Origin of the sequence: Pseudomonas sp. NPDC047961 (assembly GCF_050272435.1) — a bacterium.
GTDB lineage: Bacteria > Pseudomonadota > Gammaproteobacteria > Pseudomonadales > Pseudomonadaceae > Stutzerimonas.
This window is the reverse complement of sequence record NZ_JBNNMD010000001.1, coordinates 1252231-1277698: the sequence shown is the minus strand read 5'-3', so window position 1 is coordinate 1277698 and position 25468 is coordinate 1252231. Positions and strand designations below refer to the sequence as shown.

22 protein-coding genes and 2 pseudogenes are annotated in these 25468 nt (G+C 62.9%); 15 read left to right on the top strand and 9 right to left on the bottom strand.

The window, feature by feature from the left end:
* The first annotated feature begins 56 nt into the window (after positions 1–56).
* The 6 genes from ACQKIK_RS06095 to ACQKIK_RS06070 are packed head-to-tail and all read left to right on the top strand — an operon-like array spanning position 57 to position 4935.
* Positions 57–827: a DUF3450 domain-containing protein gene (locus tag ACQKIK_RS06095; RefSeq protein ID WP_064481388.1), complete on the top strand. Its 771-nt coding sequence runs from the start codon at positions 57–59 to the stop codon at positions 825–827.
* Positions 824–2170: a MotA/TolQ/ExbB proton channel family protein gene (locus ACQKIK_RS06090; protein ID WP_499135118.1), complete on the top strand. Its 1347-nt coding sequence runs from the start codon at positions 824–826 to the stop codon at positions 2168–2170. Before ACQKIK_RS06095 ends, ACQKIK_RS06090 begins: the two co-directional genes overlap by 4 nt.
* On the top strand, positions 2163–2708 hold the full coding sequence (locus ACQKIK_RS06085) for a MotA/TolQ/ExbB proton channel family protein (RefSeq protein ID WP_046163948.1): 546 nt from the start codon (positions 2163–2165) through the stop codon (positions 2706–2708). The genes ACQKIK_RS06090 and ACQKIK_RS06085 overlap by 8 nt, the downstream gene beginning before the upstream one ends.
* Before the next feature lie 10 nt (positions 2709–2718).
* Complete coding sequence (locus ACQKIK_RS06080) at positions 2719–3132, top strand: ExbD/TolR family protein (protein ID WP_045430526.1); 414 nt, start codon at positions 2719–2721, stop codon at positions 3130–3132.
* A complete protein-coding gene (locus ACQKIK_RS06075; protein WP_499135117.1) occupies positions 3132–3842 on the top strand; it encodes an energy transducer TonB in 711 nt (236 codons plus the stop codon). Before ACQKIK_RS06080 ends, ACQKIK_RS06075 begins: the two co-directional genes overlap by 1 nt.
* 1 nt (position 3843) lies before the next feature.
* Positions 3844–4935, top strand: a complete 1092-nt coding sequence (locus ACQKIK_RS06070) for a tetratricopeptide repeat protein (protein WP_499135115.1) — start codon at positions 3844–3846, stop codon at positions 4933–4935.
* 263 nt (positions 4936–5198) lie between these two features.
* Here ACQKIK_RS06070 and ACQKIK_RS06065 read toward each other — a convergent pair whose 3' ends face one another.
* The 4 genes from ACQKIK_RS06065 to ACQKIK_RS06050 all read right to left on the bottom strand — a co-directional run bounded on the left by ACQKIK_RS06065 (position 5199) and on the right by ACQKIK_RS06050 (position 8345).
* Positions 5199–5711, bottom strand: coding sequence for a DUF3299 domain-containing protein (locus ACQKIK_RS06065; RefSeq protein ID WP_045430516.1), 513 nt, complete (start codon positions 5709–5711; stop codon positions 5199–5201).
* Positions 5712–5719: 8 nt separating this feature from the next.
* On the bottom strand, positions 5720–6985 hold the full coding sequence (locus ACQKIK_RS06060) for an ABC transporter permease (RefSeq protein WP_499135113.1): 1266 nt from the start codon (positions 6983–6985) through the stop codon (positions 5720–5722).
* Between the two features lie 3 nt (positions 6986–6988).
* Positions 6989–7696 (bottom strand): ABC transporter ATP-binding protein, encoded by a 708-nt coding sequence (locus ACQKIK_RS06055; protein WP_499135112.1) that lies wholly within the window; start codon positions 7694–7696, stop codon positions 6989–6991.
* A gap of 70 nt (positions 7697–7766) precedes the next feature.
* Positions 7767–8345, bottom strand: coding sequence for a DUF2796 domain-containing protein (locus ACQKIK_RS06050; RefSeq protein WP_499135111.1), 579 nt, complete (start codon positions 8343–8345; stop codon positions 7767–7769).
* 107 nt (positions 8346–8452) lie between these two features.
* On the opposite strand from ACQKIK_RS06050, the gene ACQKIK_RS06045 reads away from it, so the two are divergent.
* Entirely contained in the window at positions 8453–8794 is a 342-nt protein-coding gene (locus tag ACQKIK_RS06045) for a hypothetical protein (RefSeq protein ID WP_463288144.1), read from the top strand.
* 21 nt (positions 8795–8815) lie between these two features.
* Here the strand turns inward: ACQKIK_RS06045 and ypfJ are convergent, their stop codons facing one another.
* On the bottom strand, positions 8816–9676 hold the full coding sequence (gene ypfJ / locus ACQKIK_RS06040; RefSeq protein WP_499135109.1) for a KPN_02809 family neutral zinc metallopeptidase: 861 nt from the start codon (positions 9674–9676) through the stop codon (positions 8816–8818).
* Positions 9677–9765: 89 nt separating this feature from the next.
* Entirely contained in the window at positions 9766–10200 is a 435-nt protein-coding gene (locus tag ACQKIK_RS06035; protein WP_046163939.1) for a DUF411 domain-containing protein, read from the bottom strand.
* 173 nt (positions 10201–10373) lie between these two features.
* On the opposite strand from ACQKIK_RS06035, the gene ACQKIK_RS06030 reads away from it, so the two are divergent.
* On the top strand, positions 10374–10913 hold the full coding sequence (locus ACQKIK_RS06030; RefSeq protein WP_499135107.1) for a DUF4345 domain-containing protein: 540 nt from the start codon (positions 10374–10376) through the stop codon (positions 10911–10913).
* Between the two features lie 90 nt (positions 10914–11003).
* On the opposite strand, the gene ACQKIK_RS06025 is transcribed toward ACQKIK_RS06030, so the two are convergent.
* From ACQKIK_RS06025 to ACQKIK_RS06015, 3 genes and pseudogenes are all read right to left on the bottom strand, one after another.
* On the bottom strand, positions 11004–11786 hold the full coding sequence (locus ACQKIK_RS06025; protein ID WP_499135105.1) for a type IV pili methyl-accepting chemotaxis transducer N-terminal domain-containing protein: 783 nt from the start codon (positions 11784–11786) through the stop codon (positions 11004–11006).
* 157 nt (positions 11787–11943) lie between these two features.
* Positions 11944–12552, bottom strand: coding sequence for a two-component system response regulator NarL (narL, locus tag ACQKIK_RS06020; protein WP_231108059.1), 609 nt, complete (start codon positions 12550–12552; stop codon positions 11944–11946).
* Positions 12530–14536, bottom strand: a pseudogene (locus ACQKIK_RS06015) (ATP-binding protein). Before ACQKIK_RS06015 ends, narL begins: the two are co-directional and overlap by 23 nt.
* A 240-nt stretch (positions 14537–14776) precedes the next feature.
* Between ACQKIK_RS06015 and ACQKIK_RS06010 the strand changes: the two are divergent.
* The 7 genes and pseudogenes from ACQKIK_RS06010 to narI all read left to right on the top strand — a co-directional run.
* On the top strand, positions 14777–16378 hold the full coding sequence (locus ACQKIK_RS06010; RefSeq protein ID WP_046163936.1) for an MFS transporter: 1602 nt from the start codon (positions 14777–14779) through the stop codon (positions 16376–16378).
* 15 nt (positions 16379–16393) lie between these two features.
* Positions 16394–16852 carry a universal stress protein gene (locus ACQKIK_RS06005; RefSeq protein ID WP_045430483.1) on the top strand — a complete coding sequence of 153 codons (459 nt, stop codon included), beginning with the start codon at positions 16394–16396 and terminating at the stop codon, positions 16850–16852.
* 14 nt (positions 16853–16866) lie between these two features.
* Entirely contained in the window at positions 16867–18354 is a 1488-nt protein-coding gene (locus ACQKIK_RS06000; RefSeq protein ID WP_127838386.1) for an MFS transporter, read from the top strand.
* A 104-nt stretch (positions 18355–18458) separates the two neighbouring features.
* Positions 18459–22214 carry a nitrate reductase subunit alpha gene (locus ACQKIK_RS05995; RefSeq protein WP_499135103.1) on the top strand — a complete coding sequence of 1252 codons (3756 nt, stop codon included), beginning with the start codon at positions 18459–18461 and terminating at the stop codon, positions 22212–22214.
* A gap of 188 nt (positions 22215–22402) precedes the next feature.
* Complete coding sequence (gene narH, locus ACQKIK_RS05990; protein WP_499135101.1) at positions 22403–23941, top strand: nitrate reductase subunit beta; 1539 nt, start codon at positions 22403–22405, stop codon at positions 23939–23941.
* Between the two features lie 3 nt (positions 23942–23944).
* Positions 23945–24700, top strand: a complete 756-nt coding sequence (gene narJ, locus ACQKIK_RS05985; RefSeq protein ID WP_064481404.1) for a nitrate reductase molybdenum cofactor assembly chaperone — start codon at positions 23945–23947, stop codon at positions 24698–24700.
* Positions 24693–25367, top strand: a pseudogene (gene narI, locus ACQKIK_RS05980) (respiratory nitrate reductase subunit gamma); the annotation flags it as partial. The gene narJ and the pseudogene narI, both read left to right, overlap by 8 nt.
* Positions 25368–25468 lie beyond the last annotated feature (101 nt).

Here is a 25468-nt window from a genome sequence, read left to right as displayed (position 1 = left end):
TCTAGATGATAATGTTTCTCTTTTCTGGTCTGACCTTCGTCTGCAAGGACCCATCAATGCAAGCCCTTATACCCCGCCTCTTGGCGGTCGCCGTGTTGCCCTGCTGCGTGCAGCTCCATGCAGCTCCGCTGGACGCTGCGCTGGAAGAAAGCCAGCAGCTGGCTGCAGAAGCCAAGGCGTCGCAGGCGCGCATCGAGCAACTCGATGACGCGACGCGGCAGATGCTCACCGAATACCGCAACGCCGTTCAGCAGGCGGAGGCCTTGAAGGCCTACAACGAGCAGCTGGTCGAGCTGACCGCTGCGCAGCGCAAGGAACTGGATGGATTCCAGCGTCAGTTGGACAGCATCGAACGCACCCAGGAAGCCGTTGCACCGCAGATGGGGCGGATGATCGAAGTGCTCGAGGAGTTCATCGCGGCAGACCTACCGTTCCTCCCCGACGAGCGCGCCGATCGGCTCGCCAGCCTGCAGGACATGCAGGCGCGCGCAGACGTCAGTCTCGCTGAAAAATACCGGCGCATCCTCGAGGCCTATCAGATCGAGAGCGATTACGGACGTACCCTGGAAGCCTGGCGCGGTGAGCTGCCGGTCGAAGGTGGCAGCCGCAGCGTTGAGTTCCTGCGCCTGGGGCGGACCATGCTGTATTACCAGACGCTGGATGCTCACGAAAGCGGATGGTGGAATCCGCAGACCCGCGCCTGGGAAGTACTCGATGGCAGCGCGCGTCGACCAATCACCAAGGCCATTGCCATCGCTCGTCAACAGCAAGCCCCAACCTGGCTCGAACTGCCCATCAAAACCCTGGCCAAGGAGGCTGCGCAATGAGCCGCTTGTTGACGTTGTTGCTCATCGGCTTGTTGCCGGCAATGGTTCAGGCTGCCGAACCGTTGAGTCCTGACCAGCTGCTGCAGCGCATTCGCAGCGAACGCGCCGCGGAAGTCGACGCCATGCAAGCGCGCGAGCAGGCCTTTATCCAGAATCGCAGCGAGCAAGCGCAACTGCTGGCGCGAGCCAATGCCGCGCTTGAACAACAGAAAGCCGAAGCCGAGCGTCTGAAGACAGAATTCGACCGTCAGGAAGCCGCGTTGGCCGAGCAGGAAAAGCTGCTGGCGCAGCGTGTCGGTCACCTTGGAGAACTATTCGGTGTGGTGCGGCAGAGTGCTGGTGACATCGCCGGGCAATGGCAGGACAGCCTGCTCAACGCGCAGTACCCGGAGCGCCTGCAGCGTCTGCGGGCATTGGCGGAAAGCCGCACGCTGCCGTCAGCTGAGGATCTGGATAGCTTCTGGATGACCCTGCTTGAAGACCTTACGGCCAGTGGCCAGGTGGAGCGCGTCGAGCTGGCGGTAGTCGGCGTCGACGGGCAGCGCACCACTCAGCCGGTCCTGCGGGTCGGTAACTTCTCGGCGTTCACCGCCGATGATTTCCTTCGCTACGACAGCGACGCCCGCGAATTGCTGACGCCTGGCCGCCAGCCTGCCGGCATGGGGATGGTCAATGACTATGTCGACAGCAGCGAGGCGTTGGCCACTCTGCCGATCGATCCGAGCCGCGGCTCGTTGCTGGCTCAACTGCAGCGTCAGCCGCAACTGTGGGACCGCGTTCAGCAGGGCGGGCTGGTCGGCTGGGTGATTCTTGCCTTGGGTGCCGTCGGCCTGATCCTCGCCATCTGGCGCATGGTCTACCTGGCACGGGTTGGGCGAGCAGTGAGCCGGCAGACGCGCGAGCTCAATCAACCGCGTGACGACAACCCGCTTGGGCGCATCATCGGCGTGTTGGGACCGAAGCCACAGCTGTCCGATCTCGAGACGCTTGAGCTCAAGCTCGACGAGGCGATCCTTCAGGAAACACCGCCACTCGAACGCGGTCAGCCACTGCTCAAGTTGCTTAGCGCCGTCGCGCCGTTGCTCGGCCTGCTGGGTACGGTGACCGGCATGATCGTGACCTTCCAGGCGATTACGCAGAGTGGCGGTGGTGACTCTCGGCTGATGGCTGACGGTATCTCCCAAGCATTGGTAACCACGGTGTTGGGTCTGGTTGTGGCGATACCGCTGTTGTTCCTGCATAGCCTGCTGGCCAGCCGCAGCAAGGCGCTGATCCAGCTGCTCGAACAGCAAAGTGCTGGCCTGATCGCGCTGCATCTTTCGGGGACTCCGCGTCGTGACTGATCTGCATGGCCAATGGCTGCGTCTGGTCGACAGCGGTCATGCGCTGCTCGACTTCATGGCGGCGGGCGGCGCAGTGATGTGGGCGCTGGCTGCGCTGTGCGTACTGTATTGGACGCTGGTCTTTGAGCGTTTGTGGTTCATGCGCCGGGTGTTTCCGCGCTGGGTGGAAGCCCGGCGCCAGGCCTGGGGTCAGCTGCCCAACGAACCTGGCAGCTGGCAGCGTGCGGTACGCAGTGCCTGGCTCGCTCAGGCGCAGCAACAGCTTTCCGGCCCGCTGCGGATGAGCAAGACCATGGTGGCAATGTATCCGTTGCTCGGATTGCTTGGCACCGTGACCGGCATGATCGCGGTGTTCGATGTATTGGCACTCAACGGTACCGGCAACCCTCGCGGCATGGCAGCGGGCGTATGGCAGGCGACCCTGCCGACCATGGCCGGCATGGTGCTGGCCATTACTGGACTGTTCAGCCTGGCGCGTCTCGAACGTATTTCGCGCTTGGCTCTCGACCGGCTGGCCGACCAGCTGCGTCACGATTGAGGATTTACGGATGCGTATGCGTCGTCATCATTATCAGCAGGAAGAAGACACCGGCATCGACTTGACGCCGATGCTCGACGTGGTCTTCATCATGCTGATCTTTTTTATCGTCACCAGCTCTTTCATCAAGGAGTCTGGCGTCGAGGTTCAGCGGCCACAGGCTGACACCGCCAGCGCGCAGGACAAAGGCAACATCCTGATTGCGGTGACGGCCGATGGTCAGGTCTGGATCGACAAGCAAGCCGTGGACGTCCGCAGCGTGAGAGCTCACGTCGAACGCATGCGTGTCGACCAGCCGGAAGGCGCGGTAGTGGTGCAGGCCGATCAGGATGCGCGCACCGGTCTTGTGGTCCAGGTGATGGACCAGGCACGTCTCGCCGGGGTTCAGGACGTCGCCCTGGCCGCCAGTTCGGGAGCGCAGTGATGGTTCGTGGACTGACCCGCGTCGGGTTGTCCTTCATTGCTGCCTGCGTGGTGGCGTTGCTGTTGTTTGCGTTGATGCTAAGCATGGTTAACCCGCCCCATAGCGAGGTGACCGACGACCCGGTTGCCATCGCCAATTTCGTGCGGATGGACAACCGCAACGAAAGCACTGCGACCCGCTCGCGGCAGCAGGCACCGCAACCGCCTCAACCCAAGACACCCCAGACCCCAACGCCGCCGACGCCGAGCATGGCCACTCCGAGTGCCAATCTGCCGAAGCTGGATCTGCCCTTGCCGAACATCGATACCGGTGTGTCGGTTGCAAGTGCGCCCGCGCCCAGCCTCGCGGGACTGACGGCCGCCTCTGCTCCGGCAGCACCGCCCGCACCCGCAGCGCCGTCAGCGGACGAGACGGCATCGCAATCCGGACCTGAACAGGACGTCATGCCGCTCAATGATGTGCGTCCCGAATATCCCTATCGGGCGCGTCAGCGCGGTATCGAGGGCCATATCAAGCTCGCGTTTACCATCACCGCCGCCGGTAAGGTCGAAAATATTCGCGTGATGGAGGCTTCACCGCCGAACGTGTTCGATCGCGAGGCCCGTCGTGCTGCCTCCCGCTGGCGTTTCGCACCGCGTACCGAAAACGGTTCTGCCGTATCGCGCGAAGCCGTTAAAACCCTGCATTTCCGCCTGCAAGGAGAACGCTGACATGCCCCGTTTGCTGTTATTGATCTCGTTGTTGTTTGCTGTATCGGCTCAAGCGGCGCAGAGCGTCGATCCCTCGGTGTTCAAAGCGCTGGAACGTGCCCAGAGCGCGCAGGAGAAGGGGGACTACGGCGCAGCCCACCGAGCGCTCAAACAGGCCGAGGCGAAACCGGGCAGCGCAGAGGAAGCTCTGTTGTGGCGCAGCCGTGCCTATCTGGCCTGGGCTGAAGGCAACAATCGCCAAGCGCTGGAACTGCTCGACAAGGCAATTGCCAGTGGCAAGCTTGACGAGTCGATACTGCCCAACGAGCGGCTCAATCTGGCGAAACTCAACCTGGTCGAACGCCGCTATGCCAAGGTCGTCAGCCTGCTGGGCTCACCCGCCAATGCAAGCGAAGAAGTCCTGCAGATGTTGGTGCAGGCTTATCAGGGGCTCGGGCAGCATGCCAAGGCATTGCCACTAGCCGAACGCTATCTCCAGGCCAACCCCAACGCGGCCGACACCTGGTTGCAGTTTCTGGTAGCCGGTAACGCTGAGCTGAAGCGTTACGAGACAGCAGAGCGCTGGCAAAGCAGGCTTCTCGCCCGCCACCCGAATCAAGCCAAGAGCTGGCGGCAGTTGGCAGGCTTGCAGCAGATGGCCGGCGATGAGGACAAGGCGCTGGCAACCCTGCGTGCGGCCCATGCCAAGGGGCTGCGCTTCAGCGAAGCCGAGCTGGACAATCTGGTATTGCTTGCCGGTGCCGCTGGCCAGCCCTGGCAAGGTGCGAAGCTGCTGCAGGGCATGCTTGAGTCACGCCTTCTAGCCAGCGATGCCAAGCGGCGTGAGCGTCTGGGCATGCTCTGGTGGCAGGCACGCGAGCGTTCGGAAGCGGCGCAGATCTACCGCGATCTCGCGGCTCAATCCGGTAGCGCCAAGTTCTGGCTGAACGTTGCTCAGTTGGAACTGGAGCAAGCCCACTGGCAGGCTGGTCTCGATGCGCTGAAACAGGCCGAGCGCGCAGGCGCCGAACGGCGCAAGGTTCGTTCCTGGCGCGAGTGGGCCGAAGGCGAGCTCAGCTTCGAGCGGCAGCGCCAGGTCGCCAGTACTCGTTGATCGGGTTGTCTGGACCGTTTGAGAAGGGGTTCCAAGCAACTTCGGGTCAATCAGGCCTAGCGCGCGTTTATGCGTTATGGACATAGAGCGCTGATCGACGCAGAGCGGTTCGGCGCAAATAACACGCATCGCTACAGCTCGTACATGGAGTGCGTTGACAGCAGGCATCCCAGAGCCAATCAGCACCCGCATGAATGGCGTGGGAGCAGAAGTGGTATTGCCCGATGCCGCTCAGCTTGCCGATCAGGCTGGGTTCCGCTGCCTTATTCGAGCTCGTAGAGGTAGATCTTCTGCGCTTCCATGCGATAGCCGGCATCGGCCAGTTCGCTGGTGGCGTGTTCGACTTTTAGCGGGCCTTCGATCCAGAAGGGCTGGTACAGCTCGTCCACCTTTACGCCAAGCTCGCTGGTGGCATGCACGATCTGGTTGGAAGGCGGTGGCGGCACGTGAATACAGGCGCCGAAGTAGGGCACCAGCAGAAACTCCGTCACCCGCCCATCCTCGCTCATGTCCAGCGGCACAATGTAGCCGGGCAGCTTGACCTGAACGCCATCTAGCTCTTTGACGACCGGCTCGGCCGGCGATTGCTGAGCCGCTGCCGGACCCGCTTCCGCAGCGAGCGCATCGGCCAGTTGCGACATGTCGTGAAGCGCTACAGGCGGTGGAGGTGGCGGCGCGTCTGCCGGGATCAGGTCCGACCATTGCAACTCACGAACATCGGCAACCGCGAAGGGCGCCGCGAGGGCGAGCAGGGTGGCAAGCAGCAGGCGAGACATGGAATTCCTCATAGTCTGATCGACAGGCCGTCGGCCAGCGACTGCCGATAGGCGCGCCACGCCGGCACACAGCCCATCAACAGCCCAGCCAGCAGTATGCCCGCCAGCAATGACCACTCATAGGCGCTTGGCAGCGCCAGCGGCAGATAAAGACCGTAGTCACTTTGCAGCGGCCCCTGCGCGACCGCAATGGCGATATACAGCAGCAAGAGCCCGAACAGTGCACCCGCAAGTGCCAGGCTGAAAGCTTCGACCACCAGCAGGCCGGCGATATGCCAAGGCCGGGCACCAACCGAACGCAAGATCGCCATCTCCCGGCGCCGCTCGTTGAGGCTGGTGAGAATGGCGGTGAGCATGCCGATCAGTCCGGTCAGCACGACAAACAAGGACACCACGAACAGCGCCTGTTCAGCGGTGCCCATCAGGCTCCAGAGCTCCTGCAGCGCCACGCCGGGCAGAATCGCCAGCAGCGGCTCGCCACGATAGCCATTGATTTCGCGCTGCAGCGTGAAGGTGGCGATCTTGCTGTTGAGGCCCAACATGAAGGCAGTGATCTGCTTGGGTTGTAGGTCTAGCTGGCGCGCCTGTTCGGCATCAATGCGAGCTGCACCACGCGCCGGCATGCCGTTCTGCCAGTCGATATGCAGCGCCTCCATGCCTGCCAGATTGATATGCAGCGTGCGATCCACCGGCGTGCCGGTGCGCTTGAGAATGCCAACTACACGAAAGGGCTTATCGTCATGTTTGACCAAGCTGACCGTGGCGACGCCATGCGCCAGCACCAGCTGGTCGTCCAGCGTGTATTTCAGTGCCTCGGCCACTTCGGCGCCCAGCACCACTTCAAACGGGTCTTCGGCGAATGGCCGACCTTGCGCCAGTTGCAGCGGCTGCTTGCGACCGTAACGGTAATGGTCGAAATAGGCGCTGCTGGTGCCCATCACGCGATAGCCGCGGTGAGAATCGCCCAGCGAAATGGGAATGGCCCAGCTGACTCTGGGATGCTCGGCGAAATGCTCGAAGCTCTCCCAACGGATATTGTTAGTGGCATTGCCGATCCGGAACACCGAATACAACAACAGATTCACCGAGCCGGAGCGGGCGCCGACGATCAGATCGGTGCCGCTGATGGTGCTGGCAAAGCTGGCGCGGGCTTCGGTGCGCACCCGCTCTACGGCGAGCAGCAGGCATACCGAGAGCGCAATGGCGAATACGGTAAGCAGCGCAGTGAAACAGCGGTTGTTCAGGCTCGCCAAGGCCAGACGCAACAGGTACATGGCCTATATCTCCGGGGCGCGAGCGGCGCGATTGAGGTCTGCCAATGAGACGCTGCGGTCGAACAGTGGCGCCAGGCTTTGGTCGTGGCTGACGAACAACAGGCTCGACCCGGCCTGTTCGCATTCGGCAAACAGCAACTGCAAAAAAGCTTCTCTACTATCGGCGTCGAGGGCAGAGGTGGGTTCGTCAGCGATCACCAGTTCCGGCTGCCCGATTAGTGCACGCGCCGCGGCGACGCGTTGTTGCTGGCCGATCGACAGCGCTTCGGCACGCCGATCGAGCAGGCTTTTCGGAATGCCGAGATGCTGGAGCAAGCTTGCCGACGCTTGCTCAACGCTGCCGTGCCGCTGGCGGGCGCGCTCGGCTCTTGTCTTGGAGAAGTGGCAGGGCAGGCCGACGTTCTCGGCCACCGAAAGAAAGGGCAGCAGGTTGAACTGCTGGAAGATGTAGCCGGTGTGATCGACCCGGAAGCGATCCCGAGCACCGGCAGACAGCGCGGCGAGGTCGGTGCTGAGCAACTGGACTGTTCCGCGTTGCGCTTTCTGTACGCCGCCGATCAGTCCGAGCAGGGTCGTCTTGCCGCTGCCCGACGGACCCTTGAGAAACAGGCTCTGGTTGCGCGCCAGCGTGAAGCTGGGGATGTCGAGCAGCTCTGCCTGGCCCGGCCAGGCAAAACCCAATTGGTGCAGTTCGAGCAACGGTGCGGTCATCGAGATGATCCGTATCAGGCGAGCCGGTGAGTTTACTGCGTCGGGCCAGGCGGCGGCAGACGGGATCGGATCAGAACGTCGCGCGTGGCTGGTCCGCGTCGAGTTGGGCGCCCCGTTGGCCCTTTGGACCGATCAGCTGTGCCTGAATTTTCTGAGTGCCGGGGAACGCCTTGAACAAGCCTTGCAGATCGAGCGCCTGCAGCGCTTGGGGTGTGGCGCAATCGAAGCGGTAGTGCGCGTGAATTTCGCTGTGCTGGCTTTCATGATCTTCGTCGTGCTCGTGCTCTTCGCCATGGTCATGGGCCTCGCCTTCGAATAACGGACTTTCGAGCTCAGTTTCAGTCAGGGTGCAGCCAGCTGCTGCAGGCAGGCCAAACAGGCTGTTCGGTTGTTCCAGCTGTTTGCGAGCGTCGGCAATCTTGCGTTTGTCTGCATCGCTGCTCGGCGCGTGCTCGAACCCCACCAGATTCATCGCCGGGCTGCGCAGCTCGATTTCCAGCGTGGAGCCGTCCAGCGCCGCATCCAGTTCCGCAGCGCCATGCTCGTGGGCGCTGAGACTGTCGTGGTGCGCATGGTCGTGATCGTGTTCAGCAGCCAGAGCAAAACCGGGCAGTAAGGCGAAGGGCAGGGCAAGCAGCAGACGGCGCATGGTGATCTCCATATGATTGATGGTTACGTTATAACAAACGTGCGTAACGTCTGGCCAGTGTCCACCTCCCATGGGAGCATGCGATCTAGTTTTTCAGGAGAGTGGCGATGATTCGAATTCGCGGCCATGTGGGCGATCTAGCGGTGGACCTCAGCATTGATATGGACGATCACGATTGGGCGCAGTTGGGGCGTCAGATGCCCGCTGCACAGGTTACGGCTGCCCCGTCGCAGCTGGCTGACAAGCCTACCGTTGACCCTCATTGGCACGAGGCGCAGCAGTTGCTGCGAACGGCACGGAACATGGACGGGCCTCAGCTGTTGGCCGAGCTGCAAGCGCTGGCGGGCAGCGCTCAAATGGGCAAGCGTCTGCTGGTGCGCTTGCGCCACTGCGCGCAGGTCAAGGTCGATAGCGGTGCGGATGCACCTGTCTATCGCTGGGTCGACTGAACGGCGCGACTGCGATCCGGGTTACAGACGCTGCGTCTGGAAGGTATCGCAGCGTGTCGGGTCGCCATTGTCGAATCCAATACGAAACCACTTCACCCGTTGCGCAGAGGTGCCATGGGTGAAGGCATCTGGAACGACTCGGCCCTGACTTTGTTGCTGCAAACGGTCGTCGCCGATCGCGCTCGCCGCATTCAGTGCTTCCTCCAGATCCCCCGCCTCAAGCCAGTCATGGCGCTGTTGGGCGTGGTTGGCCCAGACCCCTGCGAAGCAATCCGCCTGCAATTCCTGGCGCACCAGAAGGCCATTGTCGCCCTCCATGCGCGCGCCGCGCTGACGGGCAGCCTGCATCTGTTGCGAGACGCCTAACAGTGTCTGTACGTGGTGGCCGACCTCATGGGCGATCACATAAGCCTGAGCGAAATCGCCCGCGACCGAAAAACGCGACGCCATCTCGTCGAAGAACTGCAGGTCGAGATACACCTGCTGGTCGCCCGGACAGTAGAAGGGGCCAACCGCTGAATTGGCGAAGCCACAGGCCGAGTTCACGCCACCACGAAATAGCACCAGCGTCGGGTCGCGGTACTGCTGGCCGGACTGCTGAAACAAGGCACGCCAAGTGTCCTCGGTGTCGCCCAGGATGGATTGGACGAAGGCAACCTGCGGGTCCTCACTGTTGGCTGGGGCGTTGCTCTGCTGGGTCGTTGCGGGACCTGATTGATCGGCCAGCTGACCGAGAATCTGCATGGGATCCTGACCGGACAACAGGCCGATCACCACCACGACTGCGACGCCCGCCAGGGTCAGGCGACCGCCACCGATGCCTCCGCTTCGGCCGCGAGCGTCCACCACATTGTCACTGCGACGAGCCTTCTTCCAACGCATGCCTGAGTCCTTCTGTCAGTTCTTACCTGAGTCAGACCGGCCTCAGCCTCAGCAAATTCAGCGGCGCTACAAACGTTTCGTCTGTTTCATCAGTCTGCCGGGTACTCGGCCAGCACCGACTGCTCACCTTCGTCGCTCACAGCGATTACTTTGAACGCGTCTTTACGGTCGCCCATTTCCATACCTGGCGAACCCATCGGCATGCCGGGTACCGCCGCACCGATCAGATCGGGCTGTGCTCGAAGCTTGAGAATGTCGGCAGCCGGGACGTGGCCTTCGACGAATTTTCCATCGATCACGCCGGTATGGCAGGAACCCAGGCTATGGGGCACGCCGAGGCGGGTCTTGACGGCGGCCATGTCGGGTTCAACGTGGTCGTCGACCTCGAACCCGTTGGCTTCCAGATGCTCTATCCAGGCCTTGCAGCAACCGCAATTGGCGTCGCGGTGCACCTCGATGGCGATGGGCTCGGCCGCTTGAGCGAGGCTGGCGAAAAGAGCGGTGGCAAGCAATAAACGACGCATGAAGGTCTCTCCGGCGGGGTTGAGCGCAGCATAGCCCCATGCTCGCAGGCACCCAAGTTTGCTGGTGTGAGCGAATGTCACAGGAGTCGGCGAACAAGCGTGGAGCGAACCAAAACGGGGCGATCCGGTCGGATATCCATCGTGGTGCGGAGCCGCTGTCAGGAGAGTTTTCGATGCGTTTTGCCCGTTTCGTTCTGCTCGCGCAGGCATTGGTGATGGCCTGTCTCAGTTTGGCCTACTGGCTGTGGCCTCACGAGATGGCCAATCTCAACGGCATGCTGCTGATGGAAACCGCGTCGGTCAGTCACATGCGTGTCTATTACGGCGGCTTGCAGCTGGGGCTGGCATTGTTCCTGATCTGGGCCGCGCGTGCACCGGAGCGAGCCCGGCCAGCCCTGATCATGCTAGTGATGACCATGGCGGCGCTGGTGCTGGGGAGGCTGGTGTCGCTCTGGCTGGATGGCGGCGCCTTGGTTGGCTTCGATCTCGCCTCCATGCTCTATCGCGTGTTGGCTGTGGTGTTTGCCGGTCTCGCCTGGCGCGCTATTCGCGAGCGTCCGGAGCAAGAGCCTGAGCGCCTTGAGCCTGCCACCCATCGCCTCGTCAGCGAATCACCGATGCCATTCAAGCTTGGCGACACGCCTCCGGCCGTAGAGCCTGCGTCCGGTGATGCGGCACCGCAGCCGTTCCGCCGCGGGGATCCGCTCGCCTGACCGATGCCGCCGGAAGCAGGTCAGCTTCGCATTGGCGCTGACGAAGCGCCGTTGCCTCTCGGTTGAACCGGAGGGCTCTGCCTCGTGCACTCATCGGCCGCTACCGGCCAGGCGCTCATAATCCAACGTTAATTGTTCAAGCTTGCGCAGCAGCGAGTCGCTGGTGGTGACGATTACGGTCGGCACGAAGCGTGAATCGTCCGCCAAGGTGAATCCGGCCCGGGCGAAACGCCATTGGGTATCGATCTTTTCGAGCTGGCTGACGATTTGCGCGGTGTTCTGCGGCGCCGCCTTCAGCTCATTCAACCCCTGTTCGAACTCATTGACTGCAGCATCGAAATCGCTGCGCAAGCGCTGCTCTGGAAGCTTCCAGCTCATGGCCAGGTAAAGCATGGCGATGCGCTGACTGAGCATGCGTTGGCGCCCGCTGCGATTGACCAGACGGGCCGCCTGATTGCCGCTGTGACGCTCGATTTTCCCGACCAGCGCTTCGCTCTGGCTGAGGAAGCGGTCAGCCAGGCGCAGGAGTTCGGCGGATTGGCTGCGGTCCGGGCGGCTCAGAGCCAACTGACGATACTGGTGCCAGGTGTCAGTTGCCTCGTTCAATGCTTTGCGGATATCCCCGTCAGCGGCGTATTCATCGAGCCACTGAGCATTCTCCTCGACGCTGGCAATGCTGTTGTCGAGCTGACTGGCGGCGAGGTCGACACGGGTGTCGGTGCCGATCATCAGGTAGGTCTTGGCGATGCGTTGGCTGAGCATGCGCTGCATGCCGGCTCGGTTGACTGCTTCAGCGTCGCTGATGCCTGCTTGGCAGGGGAAGCTGCCAAGCAGGCCGAGTAGCAGTGCAATGGTTAACGGAAATTTGAACATGGAGCGCTCCTGACGTCCGGACGGGCGCGATGCTGACCGTTCGGTCAGTCGGCGTGGCGAGACGATAGAGCCCTGCGCGCTAACGGCATTGATGGTTATCAAGGGCGCTGGAGTGTTGTTGCAGCCTGAGCCGTGGCGCACACCGGGCGCATCCGGCTCAGCCCTTGGCCTCGTTCTCCAGTACCCAGACCGCCGCTTCCACCCGCGAACGCAAGCCCAGCTTGTGCAGCAGATTCTTAACGTGGACTTTAACGGTGCCTTCGGTAATGCCGAGCTTACGGGCGATCATCTTGTTGCTCTGGCCCTTGGCAATCAGGCGCAGGACCTCTTTTTCGCGCTTGGTCAGGCTGGAGAATGGCACCTGCCCGGTGGGTTTCGGACGTACCCGGATCGCTTCGGCGAGCACCTGGGTCAGTTCAGGGCTCAAGGCCATACGGCCCGTCGCCGCCAGGCGAATCTGCTCGACCAGTTGTTCGGCGTCCATGTCCTTGAGCAGATAGCCGTCAGCACCGTTGCGCAGGGCTTCGAGTACATGGCTTTGTTCATCGGAGACGGTAAACATGACGATGCGTGCGTCGATGTCGGCATCGCGCATGCGGCGGGTGGTTTCCAGTCCGTCGATACCCGGCATGTTGAGGTCCATCAGGATGAGATCGGGCTCGGTCTGTTGCGCGAGGTGGATGGCGTCCTCGCCGTTACCCGCCTCACCGACCACCTCCAGATCACTTTCCAGTTCCAGCAGGTCACGCAAGCCTCGACGCATCATGGGGTGGTCGTCGACCAGCAGGATTCGTGCAGTAGTCCCTTCGTTCATGCGTGACATGTTCCTGGCTCCGGGGAAATGTGGCGGTAGGCGGGCGGAAACCTCAGGTACACCAGCGTGCCTCCGGCGGGTCGCCGACCGATATTGATGGTGCCGTTCAGGCTGTTGGCGCGCTCGCGCAGGATGATCAGGCCGTAATGGCCGGCACGCTGCTCCTCGGGGTTGATACCAATGCCGTCGTCCTCGATCCTCACGTGGATGGTGCCGATGCTGTCCTGCGTCAGACTCAGCCAGCAGTGCTCCGCCTCGGCATGCTTGACGACGTTGCTAAGCGCCTCGCGGACGATCTGCAGGCAGTGCACTTCTTCGTTGGGAGTGAGCGGGCAGTGATCGAGCTGATAGTCACTCTCTACCTGCAGTCCCGAATTGGCGCTGAATTCTTCGATCGTTGCATACAGCGCCGGTTTGAGCCCTGGCTCGTTGACCTTGATGCGAAAGGTGGTGAGCAGTTCCCGTAGCTGGCGGTAAGCCGCGTTCAGACCCTGGTCGATCTGCTGCACGCTGTCGTCCAGTTGTGCCTGGTCGCTTTGCTTCTGCATCAGACGCTTCAGCCGTGCCAGTTGCAGCTTCTGCGCGGCCAGCGCCTGGGCCAGTGAATCGTGCAGTTCACGGGCGATCACCGCTCGCTCCTCCATCAGTGCCAGGCGTGCCTGTTTCTGGCCCGATTGAGCCAGGCTCAGCGATGCGGCGAACAGGTCGGCCAGGGTCGTCAGCGGTAGCGTCTGCCAGGGCTGCAATGGCTCGCCCGGGCGATAGGCCACCCGCAGCGAGCCCAGATCATCCGGCCCGGAGCGCAACTCGAATGTCAGCAGTTTGTCGCCGCTCGGTAGTCGGCCGCTCTGGTTCACCGGGCAGGCATCGCATTGGGGTAGCTGGCAGTATTCAGGCGGCTGCAAATCGTGCGAAGTCATCGCCGTGTGGCTGCCCGCTTCGGCGGAACGGTTCAGGCACAGCGATATCGGGCCGGTGTCGAGGACCTGCTGCACCTTGTTGAGTTGCGCGCCCATCATCTGCGTAGGGTCGTCCGGTTTGCTGTAGAGCAACCGGGCGCTGTCGAACAACAGCTGCAGCGTGGCGTTGCTGCGGGTCAGGGCGGCGGTCTTGTCATCCACCTTCTGCTCCATTTGCGCGTAGAGGCTGGCCAGTTCATGGCTCATCTGGTTGAGCGTGCGGGCCAGCAGGCTGAGCTCGGTATCGCCGGGAATCTGCACCTGGCCGCTGAAGTCGCCCTTGCCGATATCGCGCGCCATCTTGGTCAGGCTGCGCAGTGGCGTGGCCAGGTTGTTGTGCAGGCCGTAGACGAGCACGAAGGCGATCAGCACGATGACGAACAGAGTGCTGGCCTGCAGTGCGCGGATAACGCTGAGCTTGCCTTCCGATGCCTCCTGCAGCGTACGGACGAAGGTGTCCAGCTCACTGACGAAGGCCGGCGCCTCTCGACGGTAGTCCTCCAGTCGCGCCGGTTGCGCATCAAGCAATGGGCGCATGTCTTGTTCCCAATGCTGCGAAACCGCAGCGTGCAAAGCCGGCAGACGGGTGCTGCCGTGGCGGTGCAAGGCCGAGCGCAACGAGGCGGAGCGCAACGTTTGCTGCAGGATTTCGATGCGCTCATAGAGCAGCGCCTGCGAGCCGTGTTCGGCAGTGAAAGCCAGGCGGTAGGCCTGCATGCGCAGACTGCCGGCCTGATTGATCGCCTCGGCGTCGCCTTCCAGGGCGTCGGCCAGGTAGAGGTTGGCAAGCATGCTGAGCAGCGAGACACCGATGATCACCACGAAGGCCACCAGCGTATTGAACACGATCGAATGTCGGGTGGAGAGCGGCTCGCTTTCGGTTGAAGACATGTTCGGCTCGACGGTCGGGCGATGCCTCATTCTGCGCCTCGTCGATCCCGCTGACCACGGGTGAGAGCGTACCTCCAATGCTTCATGGGCCCCTCCAGGCCCTCCGCGACTGACCCCGTGACACTGGCTAACCTGCTGATTCACTGACGATTTTCCGGTTGGAACAGGAGTACCTCGGAAGGGGTAGTCACAGAGCCTGTGGCAAAACGCCAGTTTCGTTGTATTGACCCCAATCAAATTCGGATCGATCCCCCCCGCTTAGCGTGCGAGCCATTCCTGAACCCGCTGCGCTTGCAGGCAGGGTCTTGGCGCCAAGAGGATCGACCATGAGCAATATCGAAAAGTGGGACGTGGAGGACCAGATCTTCTGGGACACCACTGGCAAGCGGGTCGCCAATCGCAATCTGTGGATCTCCATCCCGAGTCTGCTGATGGGCTTCGCCATCTGGCTGATGTGGGGCATCGTCACGGTGCAGATGCTCAACCTGGGCTTTCCCTTCGCGCCCGCCGAGCTGTTCACCCTGACCGCCATCGCCGGCCTCACCGGCGCCACTCTACGCATCCCGGCGTCGTTCATGATCCGCATCGCCGGCGGGCGCAACACCATCTTCCTCACCACCGCACTGCTGATGATTCCGGCGGCCGGTGCGGGCATTGCGCTGCAGAGCCAGGACACGCCGTTGTGGGTATTTCAGCTGCTGGCCTTCCTCTCCGGTATCGGCGGCGGCAACTTCGCCTGCTCGATGAGCAACATCAGCACCTTCTTCCCGAAGAACCAGCAAGGATTGGCGCTGGGCCTCAACGCCGGCCTCGGTAACTTCGGTGTCACCACCATGCAGATCCTGATCCCGCTGGTGATGACTGCCGGTGTGTTCGGCTTTATCGCCGGTGACCCGATGACACTGGTCAAGGACAGCGGCACGTTGATCGGCGGCATTCCTGCCGGAACCGATACCTGGATCCAGAATGGTGGCTGGGTCTGGCTGCTGTTCCTGGTGCCGCTGGCTTTCGCCGGCTGGTTCGGCATGAACAACCTGCTGGTGATCTCGCCGACGCCGGGTTACCCGCTGAACGCCTTCGGCAAGATTCTCGGTCTCTACGCCGTGGCCTTTTTCGCCGCCGCCGTCGGCCTGTACCTCTACTTGCCTGCGCCGACCGGCCTCGGCGTGCTGAATATGTGGGGCGTGATGCTGCTGACCATCGGCGCGACGCTCGGCATGCTGCGCCTGCTGCCGGGCAGCATCAGCCCGAACATCAAGCGCCAGTTTGCGATCTTCCGCGACAAGCACACCTGGTCGATGAGCGTTCTCTACATCCTGACCTTCGGCTCGTTCATCGGCTTTTCCATGGCGCTTCCGCTGTCGATCACGGTGATCTTCGGTTTCATGAATGAGGTCGGCGCTGATGGCGTGGTGACCCGCGTCGCCAACCCCAACGCACCGAGTGCCCTGACCTACGCCTGGATCGGCCCGTTCATTGGCGCCCTGATCCGCCCGCTGGGCGGATGGATTTCCGACAAGGTCGGCGGCTCCATCGTCACCCAGGTGATCTCGGTGGTCATGGTTGGCGCCTCGGTCGCGGCCGGCTACGTGATGCAACAGGCCTACGGCTCGGCCCAGCCTGAAGAGTACTTCTTCCTGTTCCTGGTGCTGTTCCTGGTGCTGTTCGCCGCCAGCGGCATCGGCAACGGCTCGACCTTCCGCACCATCGGCGTCATCTACGACCGCGAGAAGGCCGGCCCGGTACTCGGCTGGACCTCCGCTGTCGCCGCCTACGGCTCCTTCGTCGCCCCGATCGTGATCGGCGAACAGGTCAAGGCGGGCACCCCGGAAGTGGCGATGTACGGCTTCGCGGTGTTCTACGCGCTGTGCCTGATCCTCAACTGGTGGTTCTACCTGCGCCCCAACGCCTACGTGAAGAACCCCTGAGTCCGGAGAGCCGCCATGAACATCATGCTTGCCTACGACAACTCGCGTAACGCCCGGAAAGCCCTGGACGCCACCCTCGAGATGTTCGGTCCGCTCAACCCCCTGATCATGCTGATCGGGGTGGTGGAAGACACCCGCGATACCAGCGATTCGGCGGCCGAGCTCTACGAGCGTGAACGTCGCGAATTCCAGGCGTTCCTGCAGGAGGCGGCGGCCAAGGTCAGCGCCTTCGGTCTGGACGTCGACGTGATGCTCGCCGAAGGCGACGCCCGCAAGATGATTCTCAAGGCTGCCGAGCACAAGAAGCCCGACCTGCTGGTGATCGCGCGGCATTCAAACGAACCGGACGGCGGCTTCATCTCCCGCTCGCTGAATCTCTTGGTCGACGAGCTCGACTACATGACCTTCGGCAGCGTCAGCGCCTTCCTGGCCCGCCGGGCGCCTTGCCCGGTCCTGATCCAAGCCTGCCCCTGAGTGAGGAGCTCAACATGAGAGTTTCTACGCTGTTCGAATGGAAGCGCCCCGAGATCCGGGCCCTGCATCTGACCTGGATCGCCTTCTATATCTGCTTTTTCGTCTGGTTCGGCATGGCGCCGCTGGCCTCAAGCATGCTGAAAAGCGTGAACTGGCTGACGCCCGAAGACCTCAAGCTGTTCGCCATCGCCAACGTGGCGCTGACCATCCCGGCACGCATTCTCGTCGGCATGGCGCTCGACCACTGGGGGCCGCGCCGGGTGTTCTCGGTATTGTTGGTGGTGATGGCGGCGCCCGCGCTGTTCTTCGCCTTCGGTGACAGCCGCGTCCAGCTGCTGGTGTCGCGGCTGATCCTCGGCTCCATCGGCGCCAGCTTCGTGGTTGGCATCCATATGACGGCCATGTGGTTCAAGCCCAAGGACATCGGTTTCGCCGAAGGTTTCTACGCCGGCTGGGGCAACTTCGGTTCCGCAGCGGCGGCCATGAGCCTGCCGGCCATCGCCATCCACGCCTTCGGTGGCCCGGAAGGCTGGCGCTGGGCGATTGCCAGCTCGGCGATCGTCATGGCCGTCTACGGCGTGTACTACTGGTTTGCCCTCACCGACGGTCCGGCCGGCACCATCCACCGCAAGCCGCACAAGGCCAGCGCGCTGGAAGTCAGCACCTGGGCCGACATGATCAAGCTGATCGTCTGGACCATCCCCATGGTCGGCGTGCTGGGCATCCTGGTCTGGCGCATCGAGGGGCTGGGTTACCTGGGCGCGACCGGCGCGGCGATCTGCTACTCGGTGATCGCGCTGGTGGTGATCTTCCAGGTGGTGCAGATCCTGCGGGTCAACATACCGATCCTGAAGAAGGGTGTGCCGGAAGACGACAAGTACCCCTTCAACACCGTGGCCGCGCTCAACTCCACCTACTTCGCCAACTTCGGTGCGGAGCTGGCGGTGGTGTCGATGCTGCCGATGTTCTTCGAGCTGACCTGGGGCCTGACCCCGACCACCGCGGGCATCATCGCTGCCTCCTTCGCCTTCGTGAACCTGGTGGCGCGGCCCATGGGCGGGCTGGTTTCCGACCGCTTCGGCAACCGCCGCTTCGTCATGCTCGCCTACATGCTCGGCATCGCCGTCGGGTTCTTCCTGATGGGGCTGATGAACGCGTCCTGGCCGCTGATCGTCGCTGTCGCCATCACCGTGGCCTGCTCGATGTTCGTCCAGGGCGCCGAGGGCGCGACCTTCGGGATCATCCCCTCGATCAAGCGCCGGGTTACCGGGCAGATCTCCGGCATGGCTGGGGCCTACGGCAACGTTGGCGCCGTCTGCTACCTGACCCTTTACACCTTCGTGACCCCCTCGCAGTTCTTCATGGTGATTGCCGCCGGTGCGTTCGTCAGCTTCGGGCTCTGCCTGCTCTGGCTGAAGGAGCCCGAGGGAGCGTTCTCCGACGAGTACTACGTATCCAGCGTTGACCGCGAGTTGGAGGCCCGCCAGAAGCTCGCGTCCTGACGTTCATAGCCCTGATGCGTCGGTCCCTGAGGCGGGCGCCAGCCGAGATTGATAAGCCGACCGGTCGGGCCAGTGGTTCGCAACCGGAGTGAGGAGAGAAACCAATGAGCCACTTGCTCGATCAACTGCGCTTCTTCAACAGGAAGCAAGGCGAGTTCGCCGACGGTCATGGCGAAACCCGCATCGAATCCCGCGACTGGGAGAACGTCTACCGCTCCCGTTGGCAGTACGACAAGATCGTGCGCTCCACCCACGGGGTGAACTGCACCGGTTCGTGCTCCTGGAAGATCTACGTGAAGAACGGCCTGATCACCTGGGAAACCCAGCAGACCGACTACCCGCGTACCCGCAACGACCTGCCCAACCATGAGCCGCGCGGCTGCCCGCGCGGCGCCAGCTACAGCTGGTACATCTATAGCGCCAACCGCCTGAAGTACCCCAAGGTGCGCAAGCCGCTGCTGAAGCTGTGGCGTGAAGCGCGGCGCAGCATGAGCCCGGTGGACGCCTGGGCCAGCATCGTCGAGGACAAGGCCAAGGCCGAGTCCTACAAGAGCAAGCGCGGCATGGGCGGCTTCATCCGTTCCAGCTGGGAAGAAGTCAACGAGATCATCGCTGCCGCCAACGTCTACACCGTCAAACAGTACGGCCCGGACCGTGTCATCGGTTTCTCGCCGATCCCCGCCATGTCCATGGTCAGCTACGCTGCCGGTAGCCGCTACCTGTCCCTGATCGGTGGCGTGTGCCTGAGCTTCTACGACTGGTACTGCGACCTGCCGCCGGCCTCGCCACAGGTGTGGGGCGAGCAGACCGACGTGCCGGAATCGGCCGACTGGTACAACTCCAACTACATCATCGCCTGGGGCTCCAACGTCCCGCAGACCCGTACCCCGGACGCGCACTTTTTTACCGAAGTCCGCTACAAGGGCACCAAGACCGTTGCCATCACCCCGGACTACGCCGAAGTCGCCAAGCTCACCGACCTCTGGCTCAACCCCAAGCAGGGCACCGATGCCGCCCTGGCCCAGGCCTTCGCCCACGTCATCTTCAAGGAATTCCACCTCGAGACGCCGAGCGAATACTTCCGCGACTACGCCAAGCGCTACACCGACCTGCCGGTGCTGGTGCGCCTGAACGAAAAGGACGGCAGCTACATCGCCGACCGCTTCCTGCGCGCCTCGGATCTGGCCGACAACCTCGGCCAGGAGAACAACCCCGAGTGGAAGACCATCGCAGTCGATGGCACCACCGGCGAGCTGGTTTCGCCGCTCGGCTCCATCGGCTACCGCTGGGGCGAGAAGGGCAAGTGGAACATCGAAGCCCGCGAAGGCAAGGACGGCCGTGACGTCGACCTGAGCCTGACCCAGATCGATGGTGGCGAGACGGCCGAGGTCGCCTTCCCGTACTTCGGCGGCATCCTCCACGAGCACTTCCAGCACGCTGAAGGCGAAAGCATCCAGCTGCGCCGCGTACCGGTACGCAGCATCACCCTGGCCGACGGCAGCACCACCAAGGTCGCCACCGTGTTCGACCTGATGGCCGCCAACCTGGGTATCGACCGTGGTCTGGGTGGGGCCAACGTCGCTTCCAGCTACGACGACGCCAGCGTGCCGGGCACTCCTGCCTGGCAGGAAGTCATCACCGGCGTGGCGCGTGAGAAGGCGATCCAGATCGCCCGTGAATTCGCCGACAACGCCGACAAGACCCATGGCCGTTCCATGATCATCGTCGGTGCGGCGATGAACCACTGGTATCACATGGACATGAACTACCGCGGCCTGATCAACATGCTGATGTTGTGCGGTTGCGTGGGGCAGACTGGTGGTGGCTGGGCGCACTACGTCGGCCAGGAAAAGCTGCGTCCGCAGTGCGGCTGGCTACCGCTGGCCTTCGGCCTCGACTGGAGCCGTCCGCCGCGCCAGATGAACGGCACCAGCTTCTTCTACAATCACAGTTCGCAGTGGCGCCACGAGAAGATGAGCATTCACGAAGTGCTCTCGCCCCTGGCCGACAAGTCGCAGTTCCCCGAGCACATGCTCGACTACAACATCCGCGCCGAACGTGCCGGCTGGCTGCCGAGCGCGCCGCAGCTCAACCGCAACCCGCTGCAGATCTGCCGTGACGCCGAAGCCGCCGGCATGTCGCCGGTCGACTACGTCACCCAGTCGCTCAAGGACGGTTCGCTGCGCTTCTCCTGCGAGCAGCCGGACAGCCCGGAAAACTTCCCGCGCAACATGTTCATCTGGCGCTCCAACCTGCTGGGCAGCTCGGGCAAGGGCCACGAGTACATGCTCAAGTACCTGCTGGGCACCAAGAACGGCGTGATGAACGAGGACCTCGGCAAGCGTGACGGCTTCAAGCCGCTCGAAGCCGAATGGCAGGACGACGGCGCCATCGGCAAGCTCGATCTGGTCACCACCCTCGACTTCCGCATGTCCTCAACCTGCGTGTACTCCGACATCGTCCTGCCGACCGCGACCTGGTACGAGAAGGACGACATGAACACCTCGGACATGCACCCCTTCATCCACCCGCTGTCCGCTGCCATCGACCCGGCCTGGGAAGCGCGTTCGGACTGGGAAATCTACAAGGGCATCGCCAAGGCCTTCTCGAAGATGGCCGAAGGTCATCTGGGCGTGGAAAAGGACCTGGTCACCGTGCCGCTCTTGCACGACAGCCCCGGCGAACTGGCCCAGCCATTCGGCGGCACCGACTGGAAAACCGCTGGCGTCGATCCGCAGCCGGGCAAGAACTGCCCGAACATGGCGGTGGTCGAGCGCGACTATCCCGCCACCTATAAGAAGTTCACCTCCCTCGGCCCGCTGCTCGACAAGCTCGGCAACGGTGGCAAGGGCATCAACTGGAACACCCAGGCTGAAGTCGATTTCCTCGGCGAGCTGAACTACAAGGTGCGCGAGGAGGGCGTCAGCCAAGGGCGTCCGCAGATCGAGTCGGCCATCGATGCTGCCGAGGTCATCCTCAGCCTGGCGCCGGAAACCAACGGTCACGTCGCGGTGAAGGCCTGGGCCGCTCTTTCGGAATTCACCGGCCGCGACCACAGCCACCTTGCGCTGCCCAAGGAGCACGAGGCGATCCGCTTCCGTGACATCCAGGCGCAACCGCGCAAGATCATCTCCAGCCCGACCTGGTCAGGCCTGGAAGACGAGCATGTGTCGTACAACGCCGGCTACACCAACGTCCACGAGTTCATCCCGTGGCGCACCATCACCGGTCGCCAGCAGTTCTTCCAGGACCACCCGTGGATGCAGGCCTTCGGTGAGCAGCTGATGAGCTACCGGCCGCCGATCAACACCCGCACCATCGATTACGTGAAGGGCAAGAAGAGCAACGGCAATACCGAAATCGTCCTCAACTGGATCACCCCGCACCAGAAGTGGGGTATCCACAGCACCTACTCGGACAACCTGATCATGCTCACCCTGAGCCGTGGCGGCCCGATCGTGTGGATGTCGGAAGTCGACGCCAAGAAGGCCGGCATCGAGGACAACGACTGGATCGAGTGCTTCAACGCCAACGGCGCCCTGACCGCCCGTGCGGTAGTCAGCCAGCGTGTGATGGAAGGCATGGTGATGATGTACCACGCCCAGGAACGCATCGTGAACGTGCCCGGCAGCGAGACCACCAAGACGCGCGGCGGCCACCACAACTCGGTGACCCGCGTGGTGCTCAAGCCCACCCACATGATCGGCGGCTACGCCCAACAGGCGTACGGCTTCAACTACTACGGCACCGTGGGCTGCAACCGCGACGAGTTCGTCGTGGTACGCAAGATGGCCAAGGTCGACTGGCTCGACGGCCCGAACGGCAACGACCTGCCGCAACCCCTGCCGCAAGACATCTGAGGAATAGGCCATGAAGATTCGTTCACCCAAGGTGGCAGCGCATGGTCCCCGGACCATGCCCGCTCTGAAGATCAAGGCGCCGGTTGTGGAGGTTGCACAATGAAAATTCGTTCACCCAAGGTGGCAGCGCATGGTCCCCGGACCATGCCCGCTCTGAAGATCGAGGCGCCGGTTGTGGAGGCTGCACAATGAAAATTCGTTCACAAGTTGGCATGGTCCTGAACCTGGACAAGTGCATCGGCTGCCACACCTGCTCGATCACCTGCAAGAACGTCTGGACCAGCCGTGAAGGCATGGAATACGCCTGGTTCAACAACGTCGAGACCAAGCCTGGCATCGGCTACCCGAAAGAGTGGGAGAACCAGGACAAGTGGAAGGGCGGCTGGGTGCGCAATGGCGACGGCACCATCAACCCGCGCATCGGTGGCAAGTTCCGGGTGCTGGCGAACATCTTCGCCAACCCGGACCTGCCGACCATCGACGACTACTACGAGCCGTTCGACTTCGACTACCAGAACCTGCACACCGCGCCGATCTCCGAGCACCAGCCAGTGGCACGTCCGCGCTCGCTGATCTCCGGCCAGCGCATGGAAAAGATCGAGTGGGGCCCGAACTGGGAGGAAATTCTCGGTACCGAATTCGCCAAGCGTCGCAAGGACAAGAACTTCGACAAGATCCAGGCGGACATCTACGGGCAGTACGAAAACACCTTCATGATGTACCTGCCGCGCCTGTGCGAGCACTGCCTGAACCCGACCTGCGCCGCGTCCTGCCCGAGCGGTGCGATCTACAAGCGCGAGGAGGACGGCATCGTTCTCATCGACCAGGAGAAGTGCCGCGGCTGGCGCATGTGCATCAGCGGCTGCCCGTACAAGAAGATCTACTTCAACTGGAAGAGCGGCAAATCCGAGAAGTGCATCTTCTGCTTCCCGCGCATCGAGGCCGGCATGCCCACCGTCTGCGCCGAAACCTGCGTCGGCCGCATCCGCTACCTCGGCGTGCTGCTGTACGACGCCGACCGCATCCATGAAGTGGCCAGCACCGTCAACGAGCAGGACCTGTACGCCAAACAACTGGAGATCTTCCTCGATCCGTTCGATCCGAAGGTCATCGAGCAGGCGCTCAACGATGGCGTGCCGATGTCGGTGATCGAAGCCGCGCAGAAGTCGCCGGTGTACAAGATGGCGGTGGACTGGAAGCTCGCCCTGCCGCTGCATCCGGAATACCGCACGCTGCCGATGGTGTGGTACGTGCCGCCGCTGTCGCCAATCCAGAACGCTGCGGCGGCTGGCCACGTCAGCATGGACGGCGTGCTGCCGGACGTCGACAGCCTGCGCATCCCCCTGCGCTACCTGGCCAACCTGCTCACCGCAGGTGACGAGGAGCCGGTCAAGCTGGCGCTCAAGCGCATGCTCGCCATGCGTGCCTACAAGCGCGCCGAGCAGGTCGATGGCGTGCAGGACTTGGAGGTGCTGGAGAGCGTCGGGCTGTCGGTGGCCCAGGTCGAGGACATGTACCGCTACCTGGCCATCGCCAACTACGAAGACCGCTACGTGATCCCGACCGCGCATCGCGAGGAGGCCATGAGCGATGCCTTCGCCGAGCGTTCCGGTTGCGGCTTCAGCTTCGGCAGCGGCTGCTCGGGCGCCTCGGACACCAACATGTTCGGTGCCAAGAAGGCCAACCGCCGCGACATCATCAAGACCGTCCAGCTGTGGGAGGACTGAGCCATGCGCATCCTTAAAGTGATTTCCCTGCTGCTGGACTATCCCGACCAGCATCTGCGCGACGGCCATGCCGAACTGGCTCAGGCCATCGGCGCGGCGCGCGAGATCAGCCCGGAGCAGCGCATCGCGCTGCGCCGCCTGCTCGATGAGCTGACCGAAGACGACCTGATGGACGTGCAGGAGCGTTACACCGACCTGTTCGACCGCGGTCGTTCACTGTCGCTGCTCTTGTTCGAACACGTGCATGGCGAGTCTCGCGACCGCGGCCAGGCCATGGTCAACCTGATGGCGCAGTACACGGAGGCTGGCTTCGACATCGGTGTACGCGAGCTGCCGGACTACATTCCGCTGTACCTCGAGTACCTCGCCACCCGCGATGACCTCGAGGCCCGCGAGGGGCTGGCCGACGTGTCGCACCTGCTGGCTCTGCTGGCGGCGCGTCTGCAGGAGCGCGAAAGCCCGCATGCCGCGTGCTTCCGTGCGCTGCTGCAGATCGCCGGCGAGCCGGTGCAGGAAACCCTGGCCGGCCTGCAGGAGCAGGTCGCCGCCGAGGAACGCGACGACTCGCTGGAAGCGCTGGACAAGATCTGGGAGGAGGAACAGGTCAATTTCCTCCAGGCCGAGCAGCAGGATCGCTGCCCATCCATGCCGAGCGGGCCGGGCAAGGCTCGCGAGGAAAGCCCGGTGCCGCTGCACTGGACCGATTTCAAGCATGACGGGCAGGCCGCCGCGCTCGCCCAGGAGGTGCGCAATGTCTAACTTCAATTTCCTGCTGTTCGGGGTCTACCCCTACATCGCCCTGGCCATCTGCCTGATCGGCAGCTGGGCACGCTTCGACCTGTCGCAATACAGCTGGAAGGCTGGCTCCAGCCAGATGCTGTCAAACAACCGCATGCGCCTGGCGAGCAACCTGTTCCACGTCGGCATCATCTTCATCCTGGCCGGACATTTCGTCGGCCTGCTGATGCCCGAGGCGCTGTATCACTCGTTCATCAGCAGTGGCCAGAAGCAGATCGTGGCGATGGTGTCCGGCGGCTTTTTCGGCATCCTTTGCCTGATCGGCCTGGTGATGCTGATTCACCGCCGGATGACCGACGCCCGCGTGCGTGCCACCTCCAACACCAGCGACATCATGATCCTGTTCGTGCTGCTGGCGCAGCTGGTGCTGGGGCTGCTGACCATCGTCGCCTCCACCGGCCACCTGGACGGTTCGGTGATGGTGCTGCTGGGCACCTGGGCGCAGAGCCTGGTGACCCTCCAGCCGGTCAAGGCTGCAGGCGCCATCGAAACGGTCGGCATCATCTACAAGCTGCACGTGTTTCTCGGCGTGACCCTGTTCGTGCTGTTCCCCTTCACCCGTCTGGTGCACATCGTCAGCGCACCGGTGTGGTACCTGGGGCGGCGCTACCAGATTGTCCGCCAGAAGGGCGTCAAACCGACCATGCCGCGCCCGCAACGCCCGCGTACCTATGAAGCGCCGGCCCGAGAAACATCCGCGCCGACGGCTGTGCCCGGTTACGCCACGGC

Excerpts from the sequence above, each read along its gene's own strand:
- ACQKIK_RS06060 (WP_499135113.1), bottom strand. The coding sequence starts at position 6,985 with ATGTACCTGTTGCGTCTGGCCTTGGCGAGCCTGAACAACCGCTGTTTC.
- ACQKIK_RS06055 (WP_499135112.1), bottom strand. The coding sequence starts at position 7,696 with ATGACCGCACCGTTGCTCGAACTGCACCAATTGGGTTTTGCCTGGCCG.
- ypfJ (WP_499135109.1), bottom strand. The coding sequence starts at position 9,676 with ATGCGTTGGAAGAAGGCTCGTCGCAGTGACAATGTGGTGGACGCTCGC.
- narL (WP_231108059.1), bottom strand. The coding sequence starts at position 12,552 with ATGATGCGTCGAGGCTTGCGTGACCTGCTGGAACTGGAAAGTGATCTG.
- ACQKIK_RS06000 (WP_127838386.1), top strand. The coding sequence starts at position 16,867 with ATGAGAGTTTCTACGCTGTTCGAATGGAAGCGCCCCGAGATCCGGGCC.
- ACQKIK_RS06025 (WP_499135105.1), bottom strand. The coding sequence starts at position 11,786 with ATGTTCAAATTTCCGTTAACCATTGCACTGCTACTCGGCCTGCTTGGC.
- ACQKIK_RS06035 (WP_046163939.1), bottom strand. The coding sequence starts at position 10,200 with ATGCGTCGTTTATTGCTTGCCACCGCTCTTTTCGCCAGCCTCGCTCAA.
- ACQKIK_RS06030 (WP_499135107.1), top strand. The coding sequence starts at position 10,374 with ATGCGTTTTGCCCGTTTCGTTCTGCTCGCGCAGGCATTGGTGATGGCC.
- narJ (WP_064481404.1), top strand. The coding sequence starts at position 23,945 with ATGCGCATCCTTAAAGTGATTTCCCTGCTGCTGGACTATCCCGACCAG.
- narH (WP_499135101.1), top strand. The coding sequence starts at position 22,403 with ATGAAAATTCGTTCACAAGTTGGCATGGTCCTGAACCTGGACAAGTGC.
- ACQKIK_RS06090 (WP_499135118.1), top strand. The coding sequence starts at position 824 with ATGAGCCGCTTGTTGACGTTGTTGCTCATCGGCTTGTTGCCGGCAATG.
- ACQKIK_RS06005 (WP_045430483.1), top strand. The coding sequence starts at position 16,394 with ATGAACATCATGCTTGCCTACGACAACTCGCGTAACGCCCGGAAAGCC.
- ACQKIK_RS06080 (WP_045430526.1), top strand. The coding sequence starts at position 2,719 with ATGCGTATGCGTCGTCATCATTATCAGCAGGAAGAAGACACCGGCATC.
- ACQKIK_RS06065 (WP_045430516.1), bottom strand. The coding sequence starts at position 5,711 with ATGTCTCGCCTGCTGCTTGCCACCCTGCTCGCCCTCGCGGCGCCCTTC.
- ACQKIK_RS06010 (WP_046163936.1), top strand. The coding sequence starts at position 14,777 with ATGAGCAATATCGAAAAGTGGGACGTGGAGGACCAGATCTTCTGGGAC.
- ACQKIK_RS06045 (WP_463288144.1), top strand. The coding sequence starts at position 8,453 with ATGATTCGAATTCGCGGCCATGTGGGCGATCTAGCGGTGGACCTCAGC.
- ACQKIK_RS06095 (WP_064481388.1), top strand. The coding sequence starts at position 57 with ATGCAAGCCCTTATACCCCGCCTCTTGGCGGTCGCCGTGTTGCCCTGC.
- ACQKIK_RS05995 (WP_499135103.1), top strand. The coding sequence starts at position 18,459 with ATGAGCCACTTGCTCGATCAACTGCGCTTCTTCAACAGGAAGCAAGGC.
- ACQKIK_RS06050 (WP_499135111.1), bottom strand. The coding sequence starts at position 8,345 with ATGCGCCGTCTGCTGCTTGCCCTGCCCTTCGCCTTACTGCCCGGTTTT.
- ACQKIK_RS06070 (WP_499135115.1), top strand. The coding sequence starts at position 3,844 with ATGCCCCGTTTGCTGTTATTGATCTCGTTGTTGTTTGCTGTATCGGCT.
- ACQKIK_RS06075 (WP_499135117.1), top strand. The coding sequence starts at position 3,132 with ATGGTTCGTGGACTGACCCGCGTCGGGTTGTCCTTCATTGCTGCCTGC.